This window comes from Allobosea sp. NPDC055332 (genome assembly GCF_053645455.1).
Genome location: NZ_JBSHMO010000001.1, coordinates 1,520,261 through 1,539,963, shown reverse-complemented (window position 1 = coordinate 1,539,963; position 19,703 = coordinate 1,520,261). Strand labels below are relative to the sequence as shown.

Genomic DNA, 19,703 nt, shown 5'->3' with positions numbered 1-19,703 from the left:
AGTCAGCGCCTGCTCACCACCACGAGATAGCGCGCCGGCTCGGTGCCGGGGTTGCTGAAGCGGCAATCGGCGGGTGGGCCAAGCTCCAGGCAGTCGCCAGCTTCGAGCCGCGTGACGATGCCGCGCTCGTCGAAGTCGAGCAGGCCCGACTGCATCCAGATCTGCTGGCGGATGAAGGCGTAGGAGCTGGCGGGATAGGCGATCGCCGCGCCGGGCGGCAATTCGCCGGCGACCAGTTCGAGATCGCCATTGCCGGCCGGCGAGATCGCCCGGCGGACGAAGCCGGTTTCGGGATCGCGCCAGAGCGGCTGGTCCTTGGCGCGGCGGACGCGCTCGCCGGCATTCTCGATCCGTGCGAGCAGGTTCGACAGGGTCAGGCCGAAGGCGCCCGAGAGCCGGCCGAGCAGCACCGCGGTCGGGCTCGCCTCGCCGCGCTCGATCCGGCTGATCATGGCGCGCGAGACGCCGGAGCGTTCGGCGAGATCGTTGAGGCTCCAGCCGCGGGCCTCGCGCTCGCCGCGCAGCCGCTCTGCCAATCTTGACGCGAGATCGTCCATCATCATGGTATGGATTCTCGTATCGTAGAGGCGCGAACTTGCCAATACCGTCGGCAGGCTGCTCCCAACATCTGGCCAGAGAGGGCTTCCAGCTTCAGGTTCGCCCGATGAACTCTGCGATGAGAGTCGCGACATCGTCGGGAGCGTCCTCGAAGCAGTAGTGACCGACGCCAGCGAGACGATGGATTGGTGCATCGGGGAAAATCTCGCTGAACAGCGGCAGGAAGTGTCTGGCGCCGAGCGTCCGATCGGCCTCGCCCCAGATGGCCATCGCCGGCTTCGACCGGATTGCGCGATCTGTCGCGACATCGGGCGTCTCGAACCTGTGCGCACCCGTCGCGAAGCCCTTTGCCCAGCCAATGGCGCCCAGGCAGTCGGCGGGAGTCGCAAAGCGCGACCCATAGGCGGAAAGCCAGGTATCGGTGATGACCGTGTTGTTCTCGAAGCCGTTGAGCTTGAGGGTGCTCAGGATATTGAACCCGAGCTGCCCCAAGACCGTTTCGAGGCTGCCATCGGCTTGCGCTTTCGCAATCCATTGGAACCAGGGAGAGGTGGCGGCATTTGCGGTCACCAGGTCAACGAGATCGGGCTGACCGAATGGGGTTGGCCCATTCGCTGCGATCACCCGGCGAATGCGGCCGGGAAGCCGAGCGGCGAGGCCCATCCCGACGGGGCCACCGAAATCGTGCATCACCAGAGTGATATCGCGAAGGTCGAGGGCGAGCACGAAGCGTTCCAGATTGTCGACATGATCCTGCAGCCAGTAGCTGCGATCTTGCGGCGTCGCGCTCTTGCCGAAGCCCATGTGATCGGGAACGACCACCCGGTAGGTGCCGCGCAGCGCAGCGATCAGGTGACGATAGAGATATCCCCAGGTCGGCTCGCCATGGAGACAGAGTACCACCTGCCCATCCCTTGGCCCCTCGTCGCCATAGTGCATGCGAAAGCCTGAGACGGGCGCAAAGTGCGGCTCATATGGAAAGCTGCCGCTGAAAGTGTCGTCGAACCGGATCACGTGATTCTCCTCTCCGGCAGATCTGCCCGCTCGGTGGTTGCAAACTAAAACCGCAATACTCGTATTGCTTGAGGTTTTAATTTGCAACCACTATGTTCGAGGCTGATCGTGGCCGTCCCCGGAGGCATGGCGGCGCGCGGGGGTGCACTCAAACCTGGCGAGATGTCGGATTGGCCAAGAGGATCAGTCACCGGGATGCCGGCTGCGGCGTCGCCAGGCCATTGGACGCAATCGGCGACTGGTGGTCGCTGTTGATCATCCGCGACGCCTTCGACGGCTTGAGCCGGTTCGGGGAGTTTCAGAAGAATCTGGGGCTCGCCAAGAACATCCTGTCGGCTCGCCTGCGCAATCTCGTGGCGCACGGCATCATGGACACGATCCCCGCTTCCGATGGCAGCCCCTATCAGGACTATGTCCTGACCGCGAAGGGGCGTGGCCTGTTTCCGCTCCTCGTCGCGCTCCGGCAATGGGGCGAGGATTTCTTTTTCGAGCCGGGCGAGGAGCATGTCCGCCTGGTGGATCGAAGGAGCGGGCAGCCGGTGCGCAAATTGGAACTACGCTCGCAGGACGGGCGTGTGCTGGCACCGGAGGACACCGTCGTCCGATCGGGCCCAGATGTTGCGGCATAGGAACGACGGTCGCCTCGCCGCGCTCGACCCGGCCGATCATGGCGCCGGAGCACTCGGCGGGGTCGTCAGGCCCCAGCCACGCGCTTCGCGTTCACGACGCAGCCGCTCTGCCAATCTTGACGCGAGGTCGTCCATTATCATACCCTTGATTCTCATATAATAGAGCGCGGCAAGGGCATGGCCGGACGGCGTGGCAGGCGCTCTCACATTGATGCCATGGCCGCATGCCGGGCCGGCATTGGTCCTTGCTCCTCCTCATCGCTAAGCGCAGCCCATGTCCCGCAATGCCGCCCTCTTCGCCTTGATGTGCCTCGTCTGGGGCCTGACCTGGCTGCCGATCAAGGTCGGCTCGCAGCATGTGCCGCCGGTCTTTCTCGCAGCCTCGCGTTTCGTCATTGCCGGTGCGCTGATGCTGGCCTGGGCCGGCCGGGATGTACTGCGGGTACCGGCCGCGGCCTGGCCACGCGTCGTCGTGACCGCGCTTCTCCTGAACACCGGCAACTACACCTTGCTGTTCTGGGGCACGGCCCAGGCGCCGACCGGGCTCGCGGCGATCGTCAATTTCGCGACGATCCCGATCTTCACCATCATCGCCAGCTACCTGATCGAGGGCCACGCGATCGGCGGACGCAAGCTCGCGGCGATCGGGCTCGGCGCGGTCGGTCTCGGCTTCCTGTTCTCGACGCGGGCGCTGGGCGGGCTCGCCGCGGCGAAGGGCGCTCCGCTCGAACTCTGGGGGCTGGCGGCGGTTGCGGCCGGCACGCTGCTCTATTGCTTCGGCGCGGTCTGGTCGCGGCCGGTGATGGGCCGGATTCCGACGCTGACACTGGCCGGCTGGCAGACCCTGATCGGCGGCCTGGGGCTCTGCCTGATGTCGGCGCTGCTGGAAAACGTCACGCCAGCCCATTTCGGCGCATTGCTGTCCTGGCCGGTGCTGCCGGCGCTGGCCGTGCTCGTCATCGGCGGCTCGCTGATCGGCTTCACCATCTATCTCAGGCTGGTGCGCGACTGGGGCGCTTTCCGGGCCGGGCTCTATGCCTTCATCAGCCCGGCGGTGGCGGTCGGAGCCGGCGTCTTTGCGTTGGCTGAGCCGTTCGGCCCGGCCGAGGCGATCGGCAGCCTCCTGATGTTCGGCGCGGCGGCGATCGCGCTCAAGCGCTGAACGTCACTTCGGCTGGTCGATGTGCAGGGCCGCGGCCTTGGCCGCCGCCTGCTCCTGCGCCTTCACCTGCGTCTCGTGCGCCAAGGCCTTGCGCAGTTGCGCGCGCTCGAAGGCGAGCACGATCGGCAGCGAGATCACCAGCGGAATGATCAGGTAGAACATCCGCCAGACCAGCAATGCTGCAAAGACGGCAGGCGCCGGCACGCCAGGCATCACCGCGAGGAACACTGCCTCCATCACACCGACACCGCCCGGCACCTGGCTGAGCAGACCGGCTGAGAACGAGATTAGGAAGGCGCCGAGCACGATGAAGAAGCCGGGATTTCCCTGTTCCGGCAGGGCGAAATAAATGATGCCGGCAGCGCCCATCAGCTCCAGCGGCGCGGCGAGATATTGCCGCGCGACGATCGGCAGGCGCGGATAGACCAATTCGAACGAGCCGACCTTGAGCGGCTTGAAGCGCAGCCAGGAGCCGATCGTGTAGAGCACGCAGAAAGCGAGCAGTCCGAAGCCGATCAGCCGTGCCTGCTTGTCGCCGATGCCGAACCAGGTCGAGAGCCGATGCAGCGGGCGCAGGATCTGCGGCTCGCCGATGAGAACGAGGCCCATCAGGAGGATCGTGCCGAAGGCGAAGGTGAAGGAGCAGAGCGCGACCAGGACCGCGATCTCCGCCGCCGTCAGGCCCTTCGCGTGATAGGCGCGATAGCGCACCATGCCGCCGGAGAAGACCGAGGCGCCGATATTGTGCGAGAGGGCGTAGGTGACGAAGGAGCAGAGCGAGATATAGGCCCAGGAGATGCCTTTCTCGCGGTGCAGGTGCAGCAGCGCGATGCGGTCGTACCAGGCGAGGGCGGCATAGGCGACGAGTGTCGCCAGCGCGGCGTGGAAGAAGGCGGCCGGCGGAATGACCGCGATCTTCTGGCCGATGCCGGTGGCGACGATCTTGAACGCATCCCAGAGGCCGGCCTGTTCGAGCTGGGCCGCGACGGCCTCATTGGTCAGGGCCTCGGTCTTGAGCTTGTCCCAGAGCAGGTCGACCGACCAGATCACGGCGACGAGGCCGATCAGCGGCCAGAGATAGTCGAGGTATTTTTTCATCGAACCCGCGTGCAGCCGGAGGCGAGACCAGAGCCCATCTACGTTCCACGGCTTGTGCATGCAGGATGTGCGTGGACGCAAGTCGCGCCGCCTCTCTGCCAAAGCCGGCCCCGCGGGGCAAGCGACAGGCGCGGAACCCGCCCCGAACCGCAGCGATTCCGAGGGGGTGTGGCGAAACTACTTGCCGCGCTTTGTGAGCCAGTCGCGCAGGAAGGCGATCTCCTTCTCCTGCTCGGTGATCACGCCTTCGGCGAGCTTGCGCAGCTCGGGGTCCTTGCCATGGGCGAGCACGACCTTGGCCATGTCGACCGCGCCCTGATGGTGCGGGATCATGCCGCGGGCGAAGTCGACATCGGCGTCACCGCTGAAGGCGATGCCCATCTCCTTGTGCATCCTGTCATTGGCCTCCTTGTAGGCCTGCGTCGCGGCCGTGTCGGCGGCAGGGGCGGTCGCGCCATGGCTGCCATGGCCCTGATGGCCCTGCGCCAGGGCAAGGCCGGCCAGGATGAGCACGCTGAACAGGGCAGTGCCCGCGAAGAGATTGCGGGTAGCGATCATGCTGATGTCCTTTCGGGAAGCCGGTTCCGGCATGCCCGAATCCTCCGCGGCGATCGTGTCACCAGCGCGGCAGAGCCATACGGCTCGAGGTCTCGGGTTGCCTCGAGCACCCGTGCGCGACACTCCGCCACTCCCGATCCGAGATTGGAATGCCTCTCAGTTGATCGCCTTTGTGTACACGCCGGTTGACGCTTTTTGTGGCACATGTCTTGCTGCGCCCCCTGACGAGACAAAAGAGGCGGAAAGCCTCGTTCGGATCAGACTGATCGATATCAGCAGAGGGGACCAACGATGGACGAGAACAAGCTGCGCGGGCTGGTCGAGGGCGTGAAGGAGGGCACGATCTCGCGGCGCGCCTTCATCACCAGACTGGCGGCGGTCGGCATCACGGCGCCGATCGCATCGCAGATCCTGGCCTGGAACGACGTCGCCATGGCGCAGGCGTCGCTGCAGTACAAGCCGACCAAGGCCGGCGGTGGCGGGCCGCTCAAGATCCTGCTCTGGCAGGCGCCGACGCTGCTCAATCCGCATTTCGCCAGCGGCACCAAGGACCAGATCGCCGGGCGCATCTTCTTCGAGCCGCTCGCCGGCTGGGACAAGGAAGGCAACCTCACCCCGCAGCTCGCGGCCGAGGTCCCGACCCGGGCCAATGGCGGGCTCTCCGCCGATGGCACCGTCGTGACCTGGAAGCTCAAGCAGGGTGTCAAATGGCATGACGGCAAGCCGTTCACCGCCGACGACGTCGTTTTCACCTGGGAATACGCCGCCGATCCGGCGACCGCCGCCTACACCACCGGCTCCTACACCAACATCAAGGTCGAGAAGGTCGACGACCACACCGTCAAGGTGATCTTCAAGGAGCCGACGCCGTTCTGGGCCGATCCCTTCGTCGGCGTCGTCGGCCAGATCCTGCCGAAGCACCATTTCGGCGAGTATAAGGGCGCCAAGTCGCGCGAGGCGCCGGCGAACCTCAAGCCGGTCGGCACCGGCCCCTACAAGTTCGCCGACTTCAAGCCGGGCGACATCCTGACCGGCACGCGCAACGAGGACTACCACGTCAAGAACCAGCCGCATTTCGACACGATCGAGGTCAAGGGCGGCGGCGACGCGGTCTCGGCGGCGCGTGCCGTGCTGCAGACCGGCGAATTCGACTACGCCTGGAACCTGCAGGTCGAGGACGAGGTCCTGAAGAAGATGGAGACCGGCGGCCGTGGCAAGGTCAGCGCGGTCGCCTCGGGCGACATCGAGTTCATCATCCTCAACACCACCGATCCGTGGACCGAGGTCGATGGCGAGCGCTCCAGCATCAAGACCAAGCACCCGACCCTGTCGGATCCCAAGGTGCGCGAGGCGATCAACCTGCTGATCGATCGCGATTCGATCCAGAAGTTCATCTATGGCCGCGGCGGCACCGCGACGGCGAGCTTCGTCAACGAGCCCAAGCAGTTCAAGTCGAGCAAGCTGAAATACGAGTTCAACGTCGAGAAGGCCAACAAGCTCCTCGACGACGCCGGCTACAAGAAGGGCTCGGACGGCATCCGCGAGAAGGACGGCAAGAAGCTCAAATACGTCTACCAGACCTCGATCAACGCCCCGCGCCAGAAGACGCAGGCGATCATCAAGCAGGCCTGCCAGAAGGTCGGCATCGACCTCGAGCTGAAGTCGGTGACGGCGTCGGTGTTCTTCTCCTCCGACGTGGCGAATCCCGACACCTACACCAAGCTCTATGTCGACATGGAGATGTATACGACGACGCAACCGCAGCCCGATCCGGAACGCTTCCTCAACCAGTTCGTCTCCTGGGAGATCGCCAACAAGGAGAACAAATGGCTGGGCCGGAACGTCTCGCGCTATTCCGATCCGGAGGCCGACAAGGCCTACAAGGCTGCCCAGAAGGAGCTCGATCCGGCCAAGCGCGCCGCGCTGCTGATCAAGGTCAACGAGATCTTCTGTGAAGCCAATGTGATCCTGCCGCTGCTCTCGCGCACCCGCGTCGCCGCCTCGGTGACCAACCTGATGCACGATCACAGCGGCTGGGACGTCGACACCTGGAACGTGGCTGCCTGGTATCGCAGCTGAGGCCGGCTAAACCGCTCGCGGACGATCGATACCGTCCGCGAGCGGCCCCTGCCGCTTCCGCGCGAGCTGCCTTGGTCCGGTGGTGTCTCTTCGCCATCGGCCCGCGCGGTTCGCTTTAGCGACACCCCGCTTCACGGGAACCCTTGATGGCGACTTATCTTTTGCGGCGATTGCTGATCGCCATACCGAGCCTGCTCGGCATCAGCCTGATCCTGTTCACGGTCCTGGCGTTGGCGCCGGGCGATCCGTTCTCGGAGATGGCGACCAATCCCAACGTCCCGCCCGAGGTGCGCGAGGCCCTGCGCGCCAGCTTCGGCCTCAACGACCCGATCATGGTGCGCTATCTGCGCTGGCTCTCGGCCATGGCGCAAGGCGACTGGGGCTTCTCCTTCGCCAGCCGCATCAATGTCGACGACCTGATCCTGCAGCGCGTGCCGACCACCCTCTTCGTCGTCGGCACCTCGCAGATCCTGGCGCTGTGCATCGCGCTGCCGGTCGGCATCTATGCGGCGACGCGGCCCTATTCGATCTTCGACCAGATCGCCAACACGCTCGCCTTCGTCGGCTTCTCGCTGCCGACCTTCTTCACTGGCCTGCTCCTGATCCTGCTGTTCTCGATCAAGCTCGACTGGTTCCCCTTCGTCTATCGCTCCGATATCGCCGCGAGCGGCTGGCGCTGGTACTGGGAAATGTTCCGCCAGGCGATCATGCCGATCACAGTGCTCGGCCTGTTCCAGGCGGCGTCCTATACGCGCTATGTCCGCTCGGCCGTGCTCGACGTGATCCGGCTCGACTACGTCACCACGGCGCGCGCCAAGGGGCTGAGCGAGAAGCGGGTCACGCTGCGCCACATCACGCGCAACGCGCTGATCCCGGTCGTGACGCTCGTCGCCCTGCAGATGCCGGCGGTCTTCGGCGGCGCCATCGTCACCGAGCAGATCTTCCGGATCCCCGGCATCGGTTCGCTTCTGATCGACGCGATCCTCGCCAACGACACCCCCGTGATCATGGCCGTGACCTTCGTCTTCGCCTGCCTGGTCGTCCTCTTCAACCTCATTGCGGACCTGCTCTATGGCTGGCTCGACCCTCGCATCTCCTTCGGCTGATCCCATCGTGGCAGCCGCCGGGGCGACCGTATCGGTCTCGCCCGGCCGTGAAACCTGGCGGCGCTTCCGCCGCCACCGGCTTGCCATGGCGAGCGCGTTCATCCTCGGCTCCCTGATCCTCGGTGTCGTCGTCGGCCCCTGGCTCTGGCCCGTGCCGATCAATGACATCGATTTCACGGCGCAGCTCCAGGGCCCGTCCTGGGCGCACCCCCTGGGCACCGACGATCTCGGTCAGGATATCCTGGCGCGGATGATGTATGGCGGGCGCATCTCGCTCGCCGTCGGCCTCGCCGCGATGGTGGTCGCGACCCTCGTCGGCGTCGTGATCGGCGCGACCGCCGGCATGTCGCGCAAGATCGCAGACCCCGTGCTGATGTGGGTGACGGATCTTTTCCTGTCGTTGCCGCAGCTGCCGCTGCTGCTGCTGATCATCTACCTGTTCCGCGAGCAGCTGAAGGCAGTCTTCGGCGTCGAGGGCGGCGTCTTTATCCTGATCGTCGTCGTCATCGGCGGCTTGCGCTGGATGCCGGTCGCGCGGCTGGTTAGAGCGCAGTTCCTGTCGCTGCGCGAGAAAGAGTTCGTCGAAGCCGCCAAGGCCCAGGGCGCCACCAAGTTCCGCCAGATGACGCGCCATATCCTGCCCAATGCGGTCGGACCGGTCATCGTCGCCTCGACGATCGAGGTCTCGTCGGCGATCATCGCGGAATCGACGCTGTCCTTCCTTGGCCTCGGCTTCCCGCCGGATATCCCGACCTGGGGGCGCCTGCTGTTCGACGCCAAGGACCACCTCGACTCCGCACCGCACTGGGCGTTGTTCCCGGGCGCGGCGATCTTCCTGACCGTTCTGTCGATCAACTTCATCGGCGACGGCCTGCGCGACGCGCTCGACCCACGCCGCGTCATCTGACGCGGCGTGGCGATGTGATCAGTCTTTAGGACAAGTGGCGGAGGCGGGACGCCTCCGCCTCACATCTTCTTGCCGTCCTTGCCGAACTGCTTGAGGAAGGCGGTGAGGTCGGCGATCTCTTTTTCGTTCTTGATGCCGGCGAAGACCATCTTGGTGCCGGGGATCTTGGCCTTCGGGTCCTTGATGTATTCGGCGAAGACCGCCTCGTCCCAGGTGATGTTGGCACCCTTGTTGGCGGTCGAATAGCTGTAGCCCTCGACCTCGCCGGTGTGCCGCCCGAACAGCCCATTGAGATGGGGTCCGACCAGGTTCTTGGCACCTTCGCCGGTCTGGTGGCAGGCCCGGCACTTGTTCCAGGAACGCTCACCGGCGGAGATGTCCTGAGCCGAAGCATTGGTCGTGATGAAGGCGGCAGTGAAGGCAGCGGCAATGACAGGCAATTTCATGCGTTTCAGACCCTGATGACGAGAGGGGGGCGGCGGCGTCGCGCGAAGGCGACGGCGCGGTGAGCGGTTTCAGGCGAACATGTCGGCGGTGATCGCGGCGTACCAGCCGATGTTCTCGGCCTGGTTCTCCTTGCGCAGCTCGGCGCTCTCGCGCGGCTGCGAGACGAAGGTTTCGCTTGCCGCGATCTTGCCGTCCTTCGGCTCGTAGCGGCCGCCGACCTTGATGGTGTCGTCGGTCTCGATCAGCGACCAGCAGGTGTTGATATAGCGCGCCGGGAAGGTCCGGGCATTGGTGAGCTCGCCGCGGATCACCATCGCCGCGACCTTGGCCTGGCTGTTGGCGGAGAAGGCGGATTTCGGCATATCGCCGGCGATGCAGGCATCGCCGAGCACGAAGATGTTGGGATCGGCGGCCGATTTCATCGAGGCCGGATCGATCGTGCAATAGCCGCCGGCCGGTGCCAGCCCGGCCGAGCGGGCGATCTCGCCGGCCATCTGTGCCGGGATGACGTTGACGAAGGCGCAGTCCTTGTAGGTCTCGAAGCCGGTGACGACGGTGTTGGTCTTGGGATCGACCGACTTGATGCCGTCATGCACCTTCGGCCCGAGCCATTCGATCATCGCGCCGTAATGCTTCTCCCAGCCTTCCTGGAAGACGCCCTGCTTCGAGAAGCTGTCCTTGGGGTCGAGGATGAAGATCTTGCAGTCGCGCTTGCCGCTGGCCTTGAGCACATGGGCGAACATCGAGGCGCGCTCATAGGGGCCGGGTGGGCAGCGATAGGGATTGGGCGGGGCGATCATCACGATCGTGCCACCATTGGGCACGGCGTCGAGCTTTTGCCTGATCAGCTGCGTCTGCCGGCCGGGCTTCCAGCCATGCGGCATGGCCTCCTCTGATTCCTTCGACCAGCCGGGGACGGAATCGTATTTCAGATCGATGCCAGGCGAGACGACGAGGCGATCATAGGGCAGGCGGGCGCCGGTCGAGAGCACGACCTCTTTCTTGTCGCGATCGATCTGTGTGGCGCGGGCGCGGGCGAGCGTGATGCCATGGTTCTTCGCCAGCGCGTCATAGCGATGGCTGATGTCCTCGTAGCTCTTGAAGCCGCCGATGAAGAGGTTGGAGTGGAAGCAGGTCTGGTAGACCTCGTTCTCCTCGACCAGCGTCACCGCAATGGCGCCGTTCGAATCCTTGGCGATGTACCGTGCCGCGGTCGCGCCGCCGGCTCCGCCGCCGATCACCACGACGCGCGGCTTGGCCTGGCCGAGCACGGCGGGCGAGGCAATGGCAAAGCTGCCAGCGGCGGCAAGGCCCGACAGGAATGTGCGGCGACTGGTCGACATGGTTCCCTCTCCCCTTCCAATGATTGGCAGCGGGCCTCTTGCGGGCCTTATCCGACCTTCAAATAAGCGAAGCCCTTGGCCTGCATCGCCGCGACGGCGGCGACGCCCGACGGCACGAAGCCAACGAATTCGGCCTTGCGCGCCTTGCTCTTGTCGATCTTCAAGCGGTTGAAGGTGATCTCGCAGAGATGGACCTTCAACCCGTTCTTGGCGACATCCTCGACCCGCTCGAAGATCTTCGGGACCGTGGCGGCTTCCTCGCTCCAGCTGGTGCCGTCGAGATTCTCCAGGAAGAACTTCACGCCAGGACCATGCGCGACGATGGCGAGCTGCAGCGCGAACGGGTCGGCGCCATAGGCGGAATAATGGTTGGCGATGTTCTGCAGCATCTGGATGAAGCGCTGCGGCTCGCCGAAATCGCAATGATAGAGACAGGCGACATCCGCGTCCTTCTTGAGGTCGGCGAGTGCCGTCTGGCGGGGCGCGGCGAGCGCGGGCGTGGCGGCCGCGACGACTCCGCTGGCCGCCGCCAGCATCAGCGCCCGGCGCGAAGCCTGCTGGGTTTCCTCCGACATCGTGACCTCCTCGGCTCGGGCCATATGCCCGGCTATGGATTGGGTTTCAGGCTCTCGTAATAGGCGGCCAGCGCCGCGATCTCCTCGCTGGAGAGCTTGGCGGCGACCGCCTGCATCACCTGATTCTCGCGCTGACGCTCGCGATAGGCGTTCATCAGCGCAACGAACTGCTCGGCCGGATGGCCGACGATCGCCGGGATGCCGCCGACCTGCTTGCCGCTGCTCTGATGGCAGCTCGTGCATTCGGACGAGAGATACTCCCCCAGCGCCCGATCGCCCGCCGCCTCGGCGGGTACGCAAGCCAGCATCAGCCCGAGCACCGCAAGACGGACAGCGCTGGCCTGCCGCATCAATCGACCTTCGGCGCGGTCTTCGAATCCGGCGTGACGTCGAGGATCACCGCCCGTCCGGTGATCTTCACCTCCGGCTTGCAATTGGTCATGCACGGCTCCTTGCCCCAGAAGGCCTTCTCCGTGGTCTCGCGGTCGTCATCATAGAAGGCGGCCGCGTTCGGCAGCTTCACACTGGTAAAGTTCTTATCGGACAGTTCGAAGTCCTCGTCCTTCACGATGTCGTTCAGGTAGAGCAAATAGGCGGTGACGGCGTAGAGCTCGTCCGGCGAGAGCGACTGGGCGTTGCCATAGGGCATGGCGCGGCGGACATAGTCGAACACGGTCGAGAGATCGGGCCAGAACGAGCCGATCGTCTTCTCAGGCCGGTCGGATTTCAGCGAGCCCATGCCGCCGGCCAGCACCGGCCAGCGATTGTTGCCCTGGCCGAACTCGCCATGGCAGCTGGCGCATTGCGCCTGGAAGATCTCGTCGCCCTGCTTGACCGTGCCCTTGCCGGGCGGAAGGCCCTTGCCGTCGGGACGCACCGCGATGTCCCAGGCCTTGATCTCCTCGGACAGCGCTTCGCGGCCGAGGCCGAGCTTGGCGGCCGGCGCAGGAGCAGGCGCGGCCTTGGCCGGCGGATGCGTCTGGGCCTGCTTGGCCGCCGGCTTGGTCTGGGCGATCAGCGGCGCGGCGGCCAGAACGGCAACTGCCGCAAGGCCCGCGAGCAGGACGGGATTAACCGATCTCGACATTCTCGGTCTCCCCGTTCGCCTTCACATGCCAGGTCTGGATGCCGTTGTTGTGGTAGATCGAATTGGTGCCGCGGATCTTGCGCAGCTCCTCCTTGGTCGGCTGGAGATAGCCGGTCGAATCCATGGCCCGCGACTGGATCAGCAGATCCTGCCCGTTCCAGTCGAAATCGACATAGAAGCGCGTCAGCGACTTATCGAGCACCGGCCCGTCGATCCTGGCGTGCTGCCAGTTCTTGCCGCCGTCGAGCGTGACGTCGACGCGTTTGATCGTGCCGCGCCCCGACCAGGCGAGGCCGGAGAGGACGTTGCGGCCCTTCTGCTTCAGCGGCGCCTGCGGCGAGGGATTGGTCACCACCGACTTGGCGTCCATGAAGAAGGTGAAGCGGCGCGAGCGGCCATCGGCCAGGAGGTCGGTGTATTTCGAGGTCTCCTCGCGCGCCTGCCAGGGCTGGTCGCCAACCTCGATGCGCCGGAGCCATTTGACCCAGAGATTGCCTTCCCAGCCGGGGATGACGGCGCGCAAGGGGTAGCCCTGCTCGGGCCGCAGCGCCTCGCCGTTCATGGCGAAGGCGATCAGCACGTCGTCGAGCGCCTTCTCGATCGGCAGCGAGCGATTCATGCCGGAGGAATCGGCGCCTTCGAGCAGCAGCCATTTGGCGTTGGCCTTCACGCCCGCCTCGGCCAGCAGCACCTTCAGCGGCACGCCGGTGTACATGACGTTGTGGACCATGCCGTGGGTGAACTGGCAGCCATTGAGCTGCGCGCCACGCCACTCCATGCCGGAATTCGCGGCGCATTCGAGGAAGTGGATGCGGTTCTGCCGCGGCATCCGCTTGATGTCTTCCATGGTGAAGACCAGCGGCTTGTCGACGAGGCCATGGATCATCAAACGGTGATTGGCCGGGTCGATATCGGCGATGCCGCCATGATGGCGCTCGAAGCACAGGCCGGACGGGGTGATGATCCCGTCGAGCTCGTGCAGCGGCGTGAAGTTGACCGAGGACTCAGGCGAGGCCGTCAGCCAGGAGACGTCGCGGCGGATCACGTTCTTCTCGAAGCGCGACGGCGTGCCATAGGGCCGCTTGTCGACCCCCTCGCCGAGATAGCGGCTCCAGTCCTGGACCTCGGTAATCAGCGGATCGGGCTTGGCCGTTTCGGCGCGGGCGGAACCTGCGCCGGCGAGGCCGGCTCCGGCGAGCGCCGCCCCGCCGAGGAAGCGGCGGCGGCTGAGCGCATCGGGTTTTGCGGGAGAGGTCATGCCTCGTCTCCTTGGCTTTCGACGAGCGTGACGGCGGAGGCGCTCATGCCCCGCTCACCTTCACGGCGTCGTTCGGCTTGATGGTGATGGTCTTGGCCGCTGCGACGTGGTCGCGCACCACGTCCCAGATCGGCGGTCCCTGCGTGCCTTCGTTGACGCTGGCCCAACCGGCGACGACGTATTTGCGGGAGGCGTCGATCGGCTTGCCGGATTTGAGGTGGGTCAGGCCGGAGATGCGGCTCCCCATCGGCTTGCCGACATCGATGGCGTAGCCCATGCCGCCGATGCGGACCATGTCGCCGCCGCCCTGGAAATAGGGGTCGGGGTGGAAGATGTTGTCGGCGACGTCCTCGAGGATCTCCTTGAGCTGCGCGCCGGTCATCTCCATCCGGTAGCAGTTCGGATAGGTGATCGCCGTCGCGTTGCTGATCGCCTCCCAGGTGATCGCCTCGCCCGGCAGGAGCGAGCCGCCCCAGCGGAAGCCGGGCGAAAGCGCGATCTCGGCATCGCGCTGCGACAGCATGGCGTCGCAGATCAGGTCGTCGAAGCTGCCGTTGAAATTGCCGCGCCGGTAGAGCAGCGATTCCGTGCGGCCGATCTCCTTGGCGAGCTCGGCGGCATAGGGCGCGCGCAGCTTGGTGACCAGCGCCGCCATCTCCGGATCAGGCGTGATCGCATCGGCGAAGACCGGCATCAGCTTGAAGCGGATATCGGCGACCTTGCCGTCCTTCACCGCGATGTCGAGCCGCGAGACGAACTTGCCATGCGAGCCGGAGGCGACGAGGGCGGTGTCGCCGACCCGGATCAGCCCGGGCATGGCATCATGGGTGTGGGCGGTCAGGATGACGTCGATGCCCTTGACCCGGCTCGCCAGCTTGCGGTCGACATCGAAGCCGTCATGCGAGAGCAGCACGACGATGGCGGCCCCCTCGGCGCGGGCTTCTTCGACCTGCTTCTGCAACTCATCCTCGCGGATGCCGAATTCCCACTCCGGGAACATCCAGCGTGGATTGGCGACGGCGGTGCGCGGCAGCGCCTGGCCGATCACCGCGACCTTGACGCCGCCCTTCTCGAAGACCTTGCGCGGCGGGAAGACCGGCTCGTTCCACTCCTTGTCGCGGATGTTCTGGGCGAGGAAGGCGAAGGGCGCGGCCTCGACGATCTCCTTGACCCGCTCGGCGCCGAGCGTGAATTCCCAATGCGAGGTCATCGCATCGAGCTTCAGAGCCGACATCACGTCGACCATGTCCTGGCCCTTGGTCTGCAGCGAGCTCCAGCTGCCCTGCCAGGTGTCGCCGCCGTCGAGCAGCAGCACCTTGTCGTTGCCGCGCTCGGCCCGGACCGCCTTGACCAAGGTCGCGATTCGGTCGAGCCCGCCCATCCGGCCGTAATTGCGGGCGAGCGCGACGAAATCGTCCGAGGTCAGCGCAAAGGCATCGGCCGAGCCCGCCGCGATCTTGAAGTGCTCGCGGAAGGCGGCGTCGGTCAGATGCGGCGGCAGGCCCTTGACCTCGCCGACGCCAAGATTGACCGTCGGCTCGCGGAACTGCAGCGGCATCAGCTGGGCGTGGATATCGGCCACATGCAGGATGGTGACCTGCCCCTGCGGCTCGAAGCGCAGGATATCGGCCTGCGACAGCTTCTGCTGGGCGGCAGCGCGCCCGAGCGGGCCGAGGCCGGAGCCGGCAGTCAAAGCCGCGGCGACCGCCGTCGCCTGCAGGAAGTCTCGTCTCGAGATCATGACTTATCCTTTGGATGCGCGCACATCGCGATCCAGGGAATCCAAAACGGAGGCGCCGCCGAAACCGGCGGCGATACGATGCCTAAAAGCTCAGCCGACCGTCAGCTTGTTCTTGGCCGTGTATTCGGAGCCGTCATCATCCTTCCAGGTGAAGGTGAATTCGCCGGATTCCGTCGCCTTGAAGAAGAATGACTGATAGGGATTGGCCGAAATCGCCGAGTACCAATCGGCCGAAAAGACGGGCTTGCCGTTGAAGCTCGCCGAGAACTTGTTGATGATCTTGCGCGGGATGGTCTTGCCCTCGGCGTCCTTGCGCTGGCCGGATTCCATCTCGTGCGAGATCAGGGTCTTGATCTCGATCATCTCGCCGGCGGCGGCCTTGGCCGGAACGCGCACACGGGGCGTGGGCTTGGTGGTCATGGATGCTTCCTCGCCTTGTTCTGTTCGATGACGATGCCGGGCGTCAGCCGCCGCAGCCGCCGATCGTGACCTTGATGTTGGCCTTGGCCGTGTGCAGCGTACCGTTCGACATCTCGGCGACGCAGATGATGTCCTGCGTCTGGGCGAGGCGCATGCGCGTCGCGGCCGAGGCCTTTCCGCAGGCCGGCGTGAACTGGTAGCTGACGACGCCCGGCTGCGGGTTGCCCTCGGCGAAGACATGCACGGCCTTGACGTAGTCGGCCTCCGTCATCGGGCTCTCGATCTCGACATTGATCGGCACGACCAGGCCGTTCTCGGCGATCTCGGGCACGTCGAGCTTGATCTTGCCGGAGGCCATCGGCTTGTCGCCGTAGAGCTTCTTGATCTCGGCGGCGACGGTCTTCTCGTCGGCGAAGGCGAGCTTCGGCGCGATCGCGGCAGCGGCGAGGGCCCAGGCAGCGGCCTTCACCGCATCGCGGCGCGACAGCGTCGGCAGGTGGGTCAGCATACGAGGGCTCCTCCTTCACATTCGTCTTGTTTTAACTCTTGACGGCGCCGCGGCGGGTCGCCAATCATTTGCACGTATCGTGATATTGTTTTTTGTGAATGTAAAGCCCCCGAGAGGGCCGGCGACGAGATCGCAGGATAAGCGGTCCCGGAGGAAACGAAAGGGCGAGGGATGAAGCTTCCGATCATCGGAGCGGCCGCATTGGCGGCCGTCATGATAGTCGCGGCGGGGCCGCTGACAGCGCAATCGCCGCCGCAGGACGACAGCGAGAAGGAGATCGAGCGCTATCGCCAGATGCTCTCCGACCCGTTCTCGAATCCGGGCTTTCTCGCGGTCGATCGCGGCGAGGCGCTGTGGGCGGAAAAGCGCGGCACCAAGAATGTTTCGCTGGAGGGCTGTGATCTCGGCGAGGGGCCGGGCAAGCTCGAAGGCGCCTTCGCCAAGCTGCCGCGCCATTTCGCCGACGCCGACAAGGTGATGGATACCGAGCAGCGCCTGCTCTGGTGCATGGACAAGCTGCAGGGGCTCGACACCAAGGACGTCGTGCTGCGGCGCTTCTCGGGGCCGGCACGGGCCTCGGACATGGAGGACCTCGTCGCCTTCATCGCCAACAAGTCGAGCGAGATGACGATCCAGCCGCAGCTCTCCCATCCCAAGGAGAAGGAGATGGCGGCGGTCGGCGAAGCCCTGTTCTACACGCGCGGCGGCGTCAACGATTTCTCCTGCGCCACCTGCCATGCCGAGGAAGGCAAGCGCATCCGCCTGCAGGGCCTGCCCAACCTCTCGGTCAAGGGCAAGACCGCGCAGGAGACGATGGGTTCCTGGCCGACCTACCGGGTGTCGCAGAGCGCGCTCCGGACCATGCAGCACCGGCTCTGGGACTGCTATCGCCAGCAGCGCTGGCCGGTGCCGGAATACGGCTCGGAAGCCCTGACCGCGCTCACCGTCTTCCTGCAGAAGCAGGCCGAAGGCGGCGAGATCAAAGTTCCGTCGATCAAGCGCTGAGGGGAAACGTCATGATCAGGACACTCATTCCCCTGGCGGCCTTGCTGGTCGCCGCAGGGGCCGCCACCGCCGAAGAACGCCCGGCCCAGGCCGTGATCGACGCCTATATCAAGTCGACCTTCGGCAAGGCCTCGGCAGAATGGCAGGCCAGGATCAAGCCAGACGACTCGCTCGCGGTCTGCAACACGACCCGCAACAACCCGTCCTCGGCCGAGTCCGAGGCAATGCTGAAGCGCGAGCGCGCCCGCGTCGTCTATCCCGCCGACGGCAAGTTCCTCGGGAACTGGAAGAACGGCTACCAGGTCGCCAACAATGGCCGCGGCGGCCAGTTCTCCGATCCGCCGGGCACGGTTGCCGGCGGCAACTGCTTCGCCTGCCACCAGCTCGATCCGAAGGAGGTCAGCTATGGCACGCTAGGCCCGAGCCTCGCGGCCTATGGCCGGGATCGCAAATACGATCCCGAGACGATCAAGGACGCCTACACCAAGATCTACAATTCGATGGCGGTGGTGCCCTGCTCGAACATGCCGCGCTTCGGCGTCAACAAGGTGCTGGACGAGCAGCAGATCAAGGACGTGATGGCCTATCTGTTCGACCCGGAATCGCCGGTGAACAAGTAGGTCTTGCCGGAGCGCTCGATGCTGACGCGTCGCCTGTTTGTAACCGCCGGTGCCTGCGCCCTGGCCTCGCCGGCCCTGGCACAGGTCGTGGCGACGCTCGGCTCCGGCGAGGAGACGCTGACCGTCCTCAGCGACGGCAGCTTCGAACTGCCGTTGTCGATGCTGGCGCGCGACGTCCCGCAAGCGGAGCTTGCCACCGAGGCGAAGCAGAGCGGACCGATGCGATCGGTGCTCAACGTCACCTGCCTGAAGCGCGGCAAGGACGTCATCCTGTTCGATTGCGGCTCGGGCGCGAACTTCCTGGCCGGCTCGGGCAAGCTCGGCGAGAGCCTGAAGGCGGCGGGAATCGAGCCCGATGCGGTGACGCATGTGCTGTTCACCCATCTCCATCCCGATCATTTCTGGGGCGCGCTTGACGAGTTCGACAGCCCGCTCTTTCCCAATGCGCGCTGGCTGGTGAGCGCGCCCGAGATCGGGTTCTGGAGCGATCCCAAGGTCTATGAGCGCATGCCCGAGGATCGCCACGCCTTCGCCGCCGGGGCCCAGCGCATCGCCAAGGAGCTCGGTGACAAGCTCGAGCGGATCGAGCCCGGCCGCGAATGGCTGCCGGGGATCGAGGCAGTGGCGACGCCCGGCCACACGCCGGGCCACGTCTCCTTCGCGTTCAAGGCGGCAGGCGAGCCGGTCATGGTGCTGGGCGATGCGCTGACGCATCCGCTGATCTCGTTCGCGCGCCCGGACTGGCGCCCGGCCTCCGACCATGACGCCGATCTCGCCGTCGCGACACGGCGCAAGCTGCTCGACCGGCTCAGCCAGGACAAGGCGCAGATCGTCGGCTACCACCTGCCCGGCGCGGTCGGACGCGTCGAGCGGCAGGGCGCGGCCTACCGCTTCGCCGCGGCCTCCTGATCAGCCGCGCAGATAGAACTTCGCCTTGTCGGGCTTGAAGGTCCAGGGCAGCCCGGCATTGCGCCAACCGTTCATGCTGCGCCGGCCTTCCGGGGAGAGATCGCCCTCGAAGCCCTCATACTGGTTGTAGACCCGGGCGAAGCCGGCCTCGGCGAGCTTGTCGACCGCCCGCGCCGAACGATCGCCCGAGCGGCACATCACGATGACGCGGTCGGTCTTGGCGAGGCCCTTCGCCGCCAGCAGCCGGCCGACATCCTGCGAGAAGGTCGCATTAGCTTCGAGCTTGTAGCGGCCTTCCTTGTCGTCCCAGTCCCAGAACTCGGTGACATCGACGAAGGGCACATTGCCGTCGATCACCGGGGCCCAGCCGGTGAACATCATCTCGGCGCGGGTGCGGACATCGACGAACAGGGTTTTGGCGCCCTCGCGCGCCATCACGTCGGCAGCTTCGCGCGGAGTCATGTAGAGGCCGAGCGTGGTCTGCTTGGCCTTGGCGATGCCGGCCTGCGGGCCGGCTGCCGGTGCAGCCTGCTGCGCCTCGGCGCGAATAGTGATGCCGGCGATGGCCGCCCCGGCTGCGAGCGTAAGGGCATTCCTGCGGTTCATCATGCTGTCCTCATCGATCGAGATAAGTCATCTGGTTTCGGGCAAGCGCCATCCTCGGCCGGATTGGCCGGCA

The 19,703-nt window shown here is 65.6% G+C and carries 22 protein-coding genes; 8 read left to right on the top strand and 14 right to left on the bottom strand.

The genetic code is table 11. The features are described from left to right. Positions 1-2: 2 nt before the first annotated feature. Positions 3-557, bottom strand: coding sequence for a helix-turn-helix domain-containing protein (locus tag ACWIGM_RS07890; protein ID WP_454025471.1), 555 nt, complete (start codon positions 555-557; stop codon positions 3-5). 94 nt (positions 558-651) lie between these two features. Then, positions 652-1,572, bottom strand: a complete 921-nt coding sequence (locus tag ACWIGM_RS07885) for an alpha/beta fold hydrolase (RefSeq protein ID WP_454025335.1) — start codon at positions 1,570-1,572, stop codon at positions 652-654. Between the two features lie 170 nt (positions 1,573-1,742). Here ACWIGM_RS07885 and ACWIGM_RS07880 point away from each other — a divergent pair, with 170 nt between their 5' ends. After that, a complete protein-coding gene (locus tag ACWIGM_RS07880; protein WP_454025334.1) occupies positions 1,743-2,201 on the top strand; it encodes a winged helix-turn-helix transcriptional regulator in 459 nt (152 codons plus the stop codon). A gap of 274 nt (positions 2,202-2,475) precedes the next feature. Further along, positions 2,476-3,363, top strand: a complete 888-nt coding sequence (locus tag ACWIGM_RS07875) for a DMT family transporter (RefSeq protein ID WP_454025333.1) — start codon at positions 2,476-2,478, stop codon at positions 3,361-3,363. A 3-nt stretch (positions 3,364-3,366) separates the two neighbouring features. Here ACWIGM_RS07875 and ACWIGM_RS07870 read toward each other — a convergent pair whose 3' ends face one another. Both ACWIGM_RS07870 and copM read right to left on the bottom strand, forming a co-directional pair. Then, the gene (locus ACWIGM_RS07870; protein WP_454025332.1) at positions 3,367-4,461 is read right to left on the bottom strand and encodes a lysylphosphatidylglycerol synthase transmembrane domain-containing protein; all 1,095 of its coding nucleotides are present in this window, start codon (positions 4,459-4,461) and stop codon (positions 3,367-3,369) included. A gap of 177 nt (positions 4,462-4,638) precedes the next feature. Then, the gene (copM, locus tag ACWIGM_RS07865) at positions 4,639-5,019 is read right to left on the bottom strand and encodes a CopM family metallochaperone (RefSeq protein ID WP_454025331.1); all 381 of its coding nucleotides are present in this window, start codon (positions 5,017-5,019) and stop codon (positions 4,639-4,641) included. 291 nt (positions 5,020-5,310) lie between these two features. On the opposite strand from copM, the gene ACWIGM_RS07860 reads away from it, so the two are divergent. The 3 genes from ACWIGM_RS07860 to ACWIGM_RS07850 all read left to right on the top strand — a co-directional run bounded on the left by ACWIGM_RS07860 (position 5,311) and on the right by ACWIGM_RS07850 (position 9,111). Next, a complete protein-coding gene (locus ACWIGM_RS07860; protein ID WP_454025330.1) occupies positions 5,311-7,098 on the top strand; it encodes a peptide ABC transporter substrate-binding protein in 1,788 nt (595 codons plus the stop codon). A 146-nt stretch (positions 7,099-7,244) separates the two neighbouring features. Next, positions 7,245-8,204 (top strand): ABC transporter permease, encoded by a 960-nt coding sequence (locus tag ACWIGM_RS07855; protein WP_454025329.1) that lies wholly within the window; start codon positions 7,245-7,247, stop codon positions 8,202-8,204. Then, positions 8,170-9,111 carry an ABC transporter permease gene (locus tag ACWIGM_RS07850; protein ID WP_454025328.1) on the top strand — a complete coding sequence of 314 codons (942 nt, stop codon included), beginning with the start codon at positions 8,170-8,172 and terminating at the stop codon, positions 9,109-9,111. The genes ACWIGM_RS07855 and ACWIGM_RS07850 overlap by 35 nt, the downstream gene beginning before the upstream one ends. Before the next feature lie 59 nt (positions 9,112-9,170). Here ACWIGM_RS07850 and ACWIGM_RS07845 read toward each other — a convergent pair whose 3' ends face one another. The 9 genes from ACWIGM_RS07845 to soxY all read right to left on the bottom strand — a co-directional run bounded on the left by ACWIGM_RS07845 (position 9,171) and on the right by soxY (position 16,490). After that, positions 9,171-9,557: a c-type cytochrome gene (locus tag ACWIGM_RS07845; protein WP_454025327.1), complete on the bottom strand. Its 387-nt coding sequence runs from the start codon at positions 9,555-9,557 to the stop codon at positions 9,171-9,173. A 69-nt stretch (positions 9,558-9,626) separates the two neighbouring features. Beyond that, positions 9,627-10,901, bottom strand: a complete 1,275-nt coding sequence (locus tag ACWIGM_RS07840; RefSeq protein WP_454025326.1) for an FCSD flavin-binding domain-containing protein — start codon at positions 10,899-10,901, stop codon at positions 9,627-9,629. 47 nt (positions 10,902-10,948) lie between these two features. Beyond that, positions 10,949-11,476 carry a DsrE family protein gene (locus ACWIGM_RS07835; protein WP_454025325.1) on the bottom strand — a complete coding sequence of 176 codons (528 nt, stop codon included), beginning with the start codon at positions 11,474-11,476 and terminating at the stop codon, positions 10,949-10,951. Positions 11,477-11,508: 32 nt separating this feature from the next. After that, positions 11,509-11,826 (bottom strand): c-type cytochrome, encoded by a 318-nt coding sequence (locus tag ACWIGM_RS07830; RefSeq protein ID WP_454025324.1) that lies wholly within the window; start codon positions 11,824-11,826, stop codon positions 11,509-11,511. Then, complete coding sequence (locus tag ACWIGM_RS07825; protein ID WP_454025323.1) at positions 11,826-12,563, bottom strand: c-type cytochrome; 738 nt, start codon at positions 12,561-12,563, stop codon at positions 11,826-11,828. Before ACWIGM_RS07825 ends, ACWIGM_RS07830 begins: the two co-directional genes overlap by 1 nt. After that, entirely contained in the window at positions 12,547-13,821 is a 1,275-nt protein-coding gene (gene soxC / locus ACWIGM_RS07820; RefSeq protein ID WP_454025322.1) for a sulfite dehydrogenase, read from the bottom strand. The genes ACWIGM_RS07825 and soxC overlap by 17 nt, the downstream gene beginning before the upstream one ends. A gap of 43 nt (positions 13,822-13,864) precedes the next feature. Continuing rightward, positions 13,865-15,562, bottom strand: coding sequence for a thiosulfohydrolase SoxB (soxB, locus tag ACWIGM_RS07815; RefSeq protein WP_454025321.1), 1,698 nt, complete (start codon positions 15,560-15,562; stop codon positions 13,865-13,867). Between the two features lie 90 nt (positions 15,563-15,652). After that, positions 15,653-15,982 carry a thiosulfate oxidation carrier complex protein SoxZ gene (gene soxZ / locus ACWIGM_RS07810; RefSeq protein WP_454025320.1) on the bottom strand — a complete coding sequence of 110 codons (330 nt, stop codon included), beginning with the start codon at positions 15,980-15,982 and terminating at the stop codon, positions 15,653-15,655. Between the two features lie 43 nt (positions 15,983-16,025). Next, on the bottom strand, positions 16,026-16,490 hold the full coding sequence (gene soxY / locus ACWIGM_RS07805) for a thiosulfate oxidation carrier protein SoxY (RefSeq protein WP_454025319.1): 465 nt from the start codon (positions 16,488-16,490) through the stop codon (positions 16,026-16,028). 171 nt (positions 16,491-16,661) lie between these two features. On the opposite strand from soxY, the gene soxA reads away from it, so the two are divergent. From soxA to ACWIGM_RS07790, 3 genes are read left to right on the top strand one after another with little or no spacing between them, the layout of a single operon-like run. Next, positions 16,662-17,495 carry a sulfur oxidation c-type cytochrome SoxA gene (soxA, locus tag ACWIGM_RS07800; RefSeq protein ID WP_454025318.1) on the top strand — a complete coding sequence of 278 codons (834 nt, stop codon included), beginning with the start codon at positions 16,662-16,664 and terminating at the stop codon, positions 17,493-17,495. Positions 17,496-17,506: 11 nt separating this feature from the next. Beyond that, on the top strand, positions 17,507-18,115 hold the full coding sequence (soxX, locus tag ACWIGM_RS07795; protein ID WP_454025317.1) for a sulfur oxidation c-type cytochrome SoxX: 609 nt from the start codon (positions 17,507-17,509) through the stop codon (positions 18,113-18,115). A gap of 18 nt (positions 18,116-18,133) precedes the next feature. Then, positions 18,134-19,024 (top strand): MBL fold metallo-hydrolase, encoded by an 891-nt coding sequence (locus ACWIGM_RS07790; protein ID WP_454025316.1) that lies wholly within the window; start codon positions 18,134-18,136, stop codon positions 19,022-19,024. On the opposite strand, the gene ACWIGM_RS07785 is transcribed toward ACWIGM_RS07790, so the two are convergent. Then, a complete protein-coding gene (locus ACWIGM_RS07785) occupies positions 19,025-19,633 on the bottom strand; it encodes a rhodanese-like domain-containing protein (protein ID WP_454025315.1) in 609 nt (202 codons plus the stop codon). Positions 19,634-19,703 lie beyond the last annotated feature (70 nt).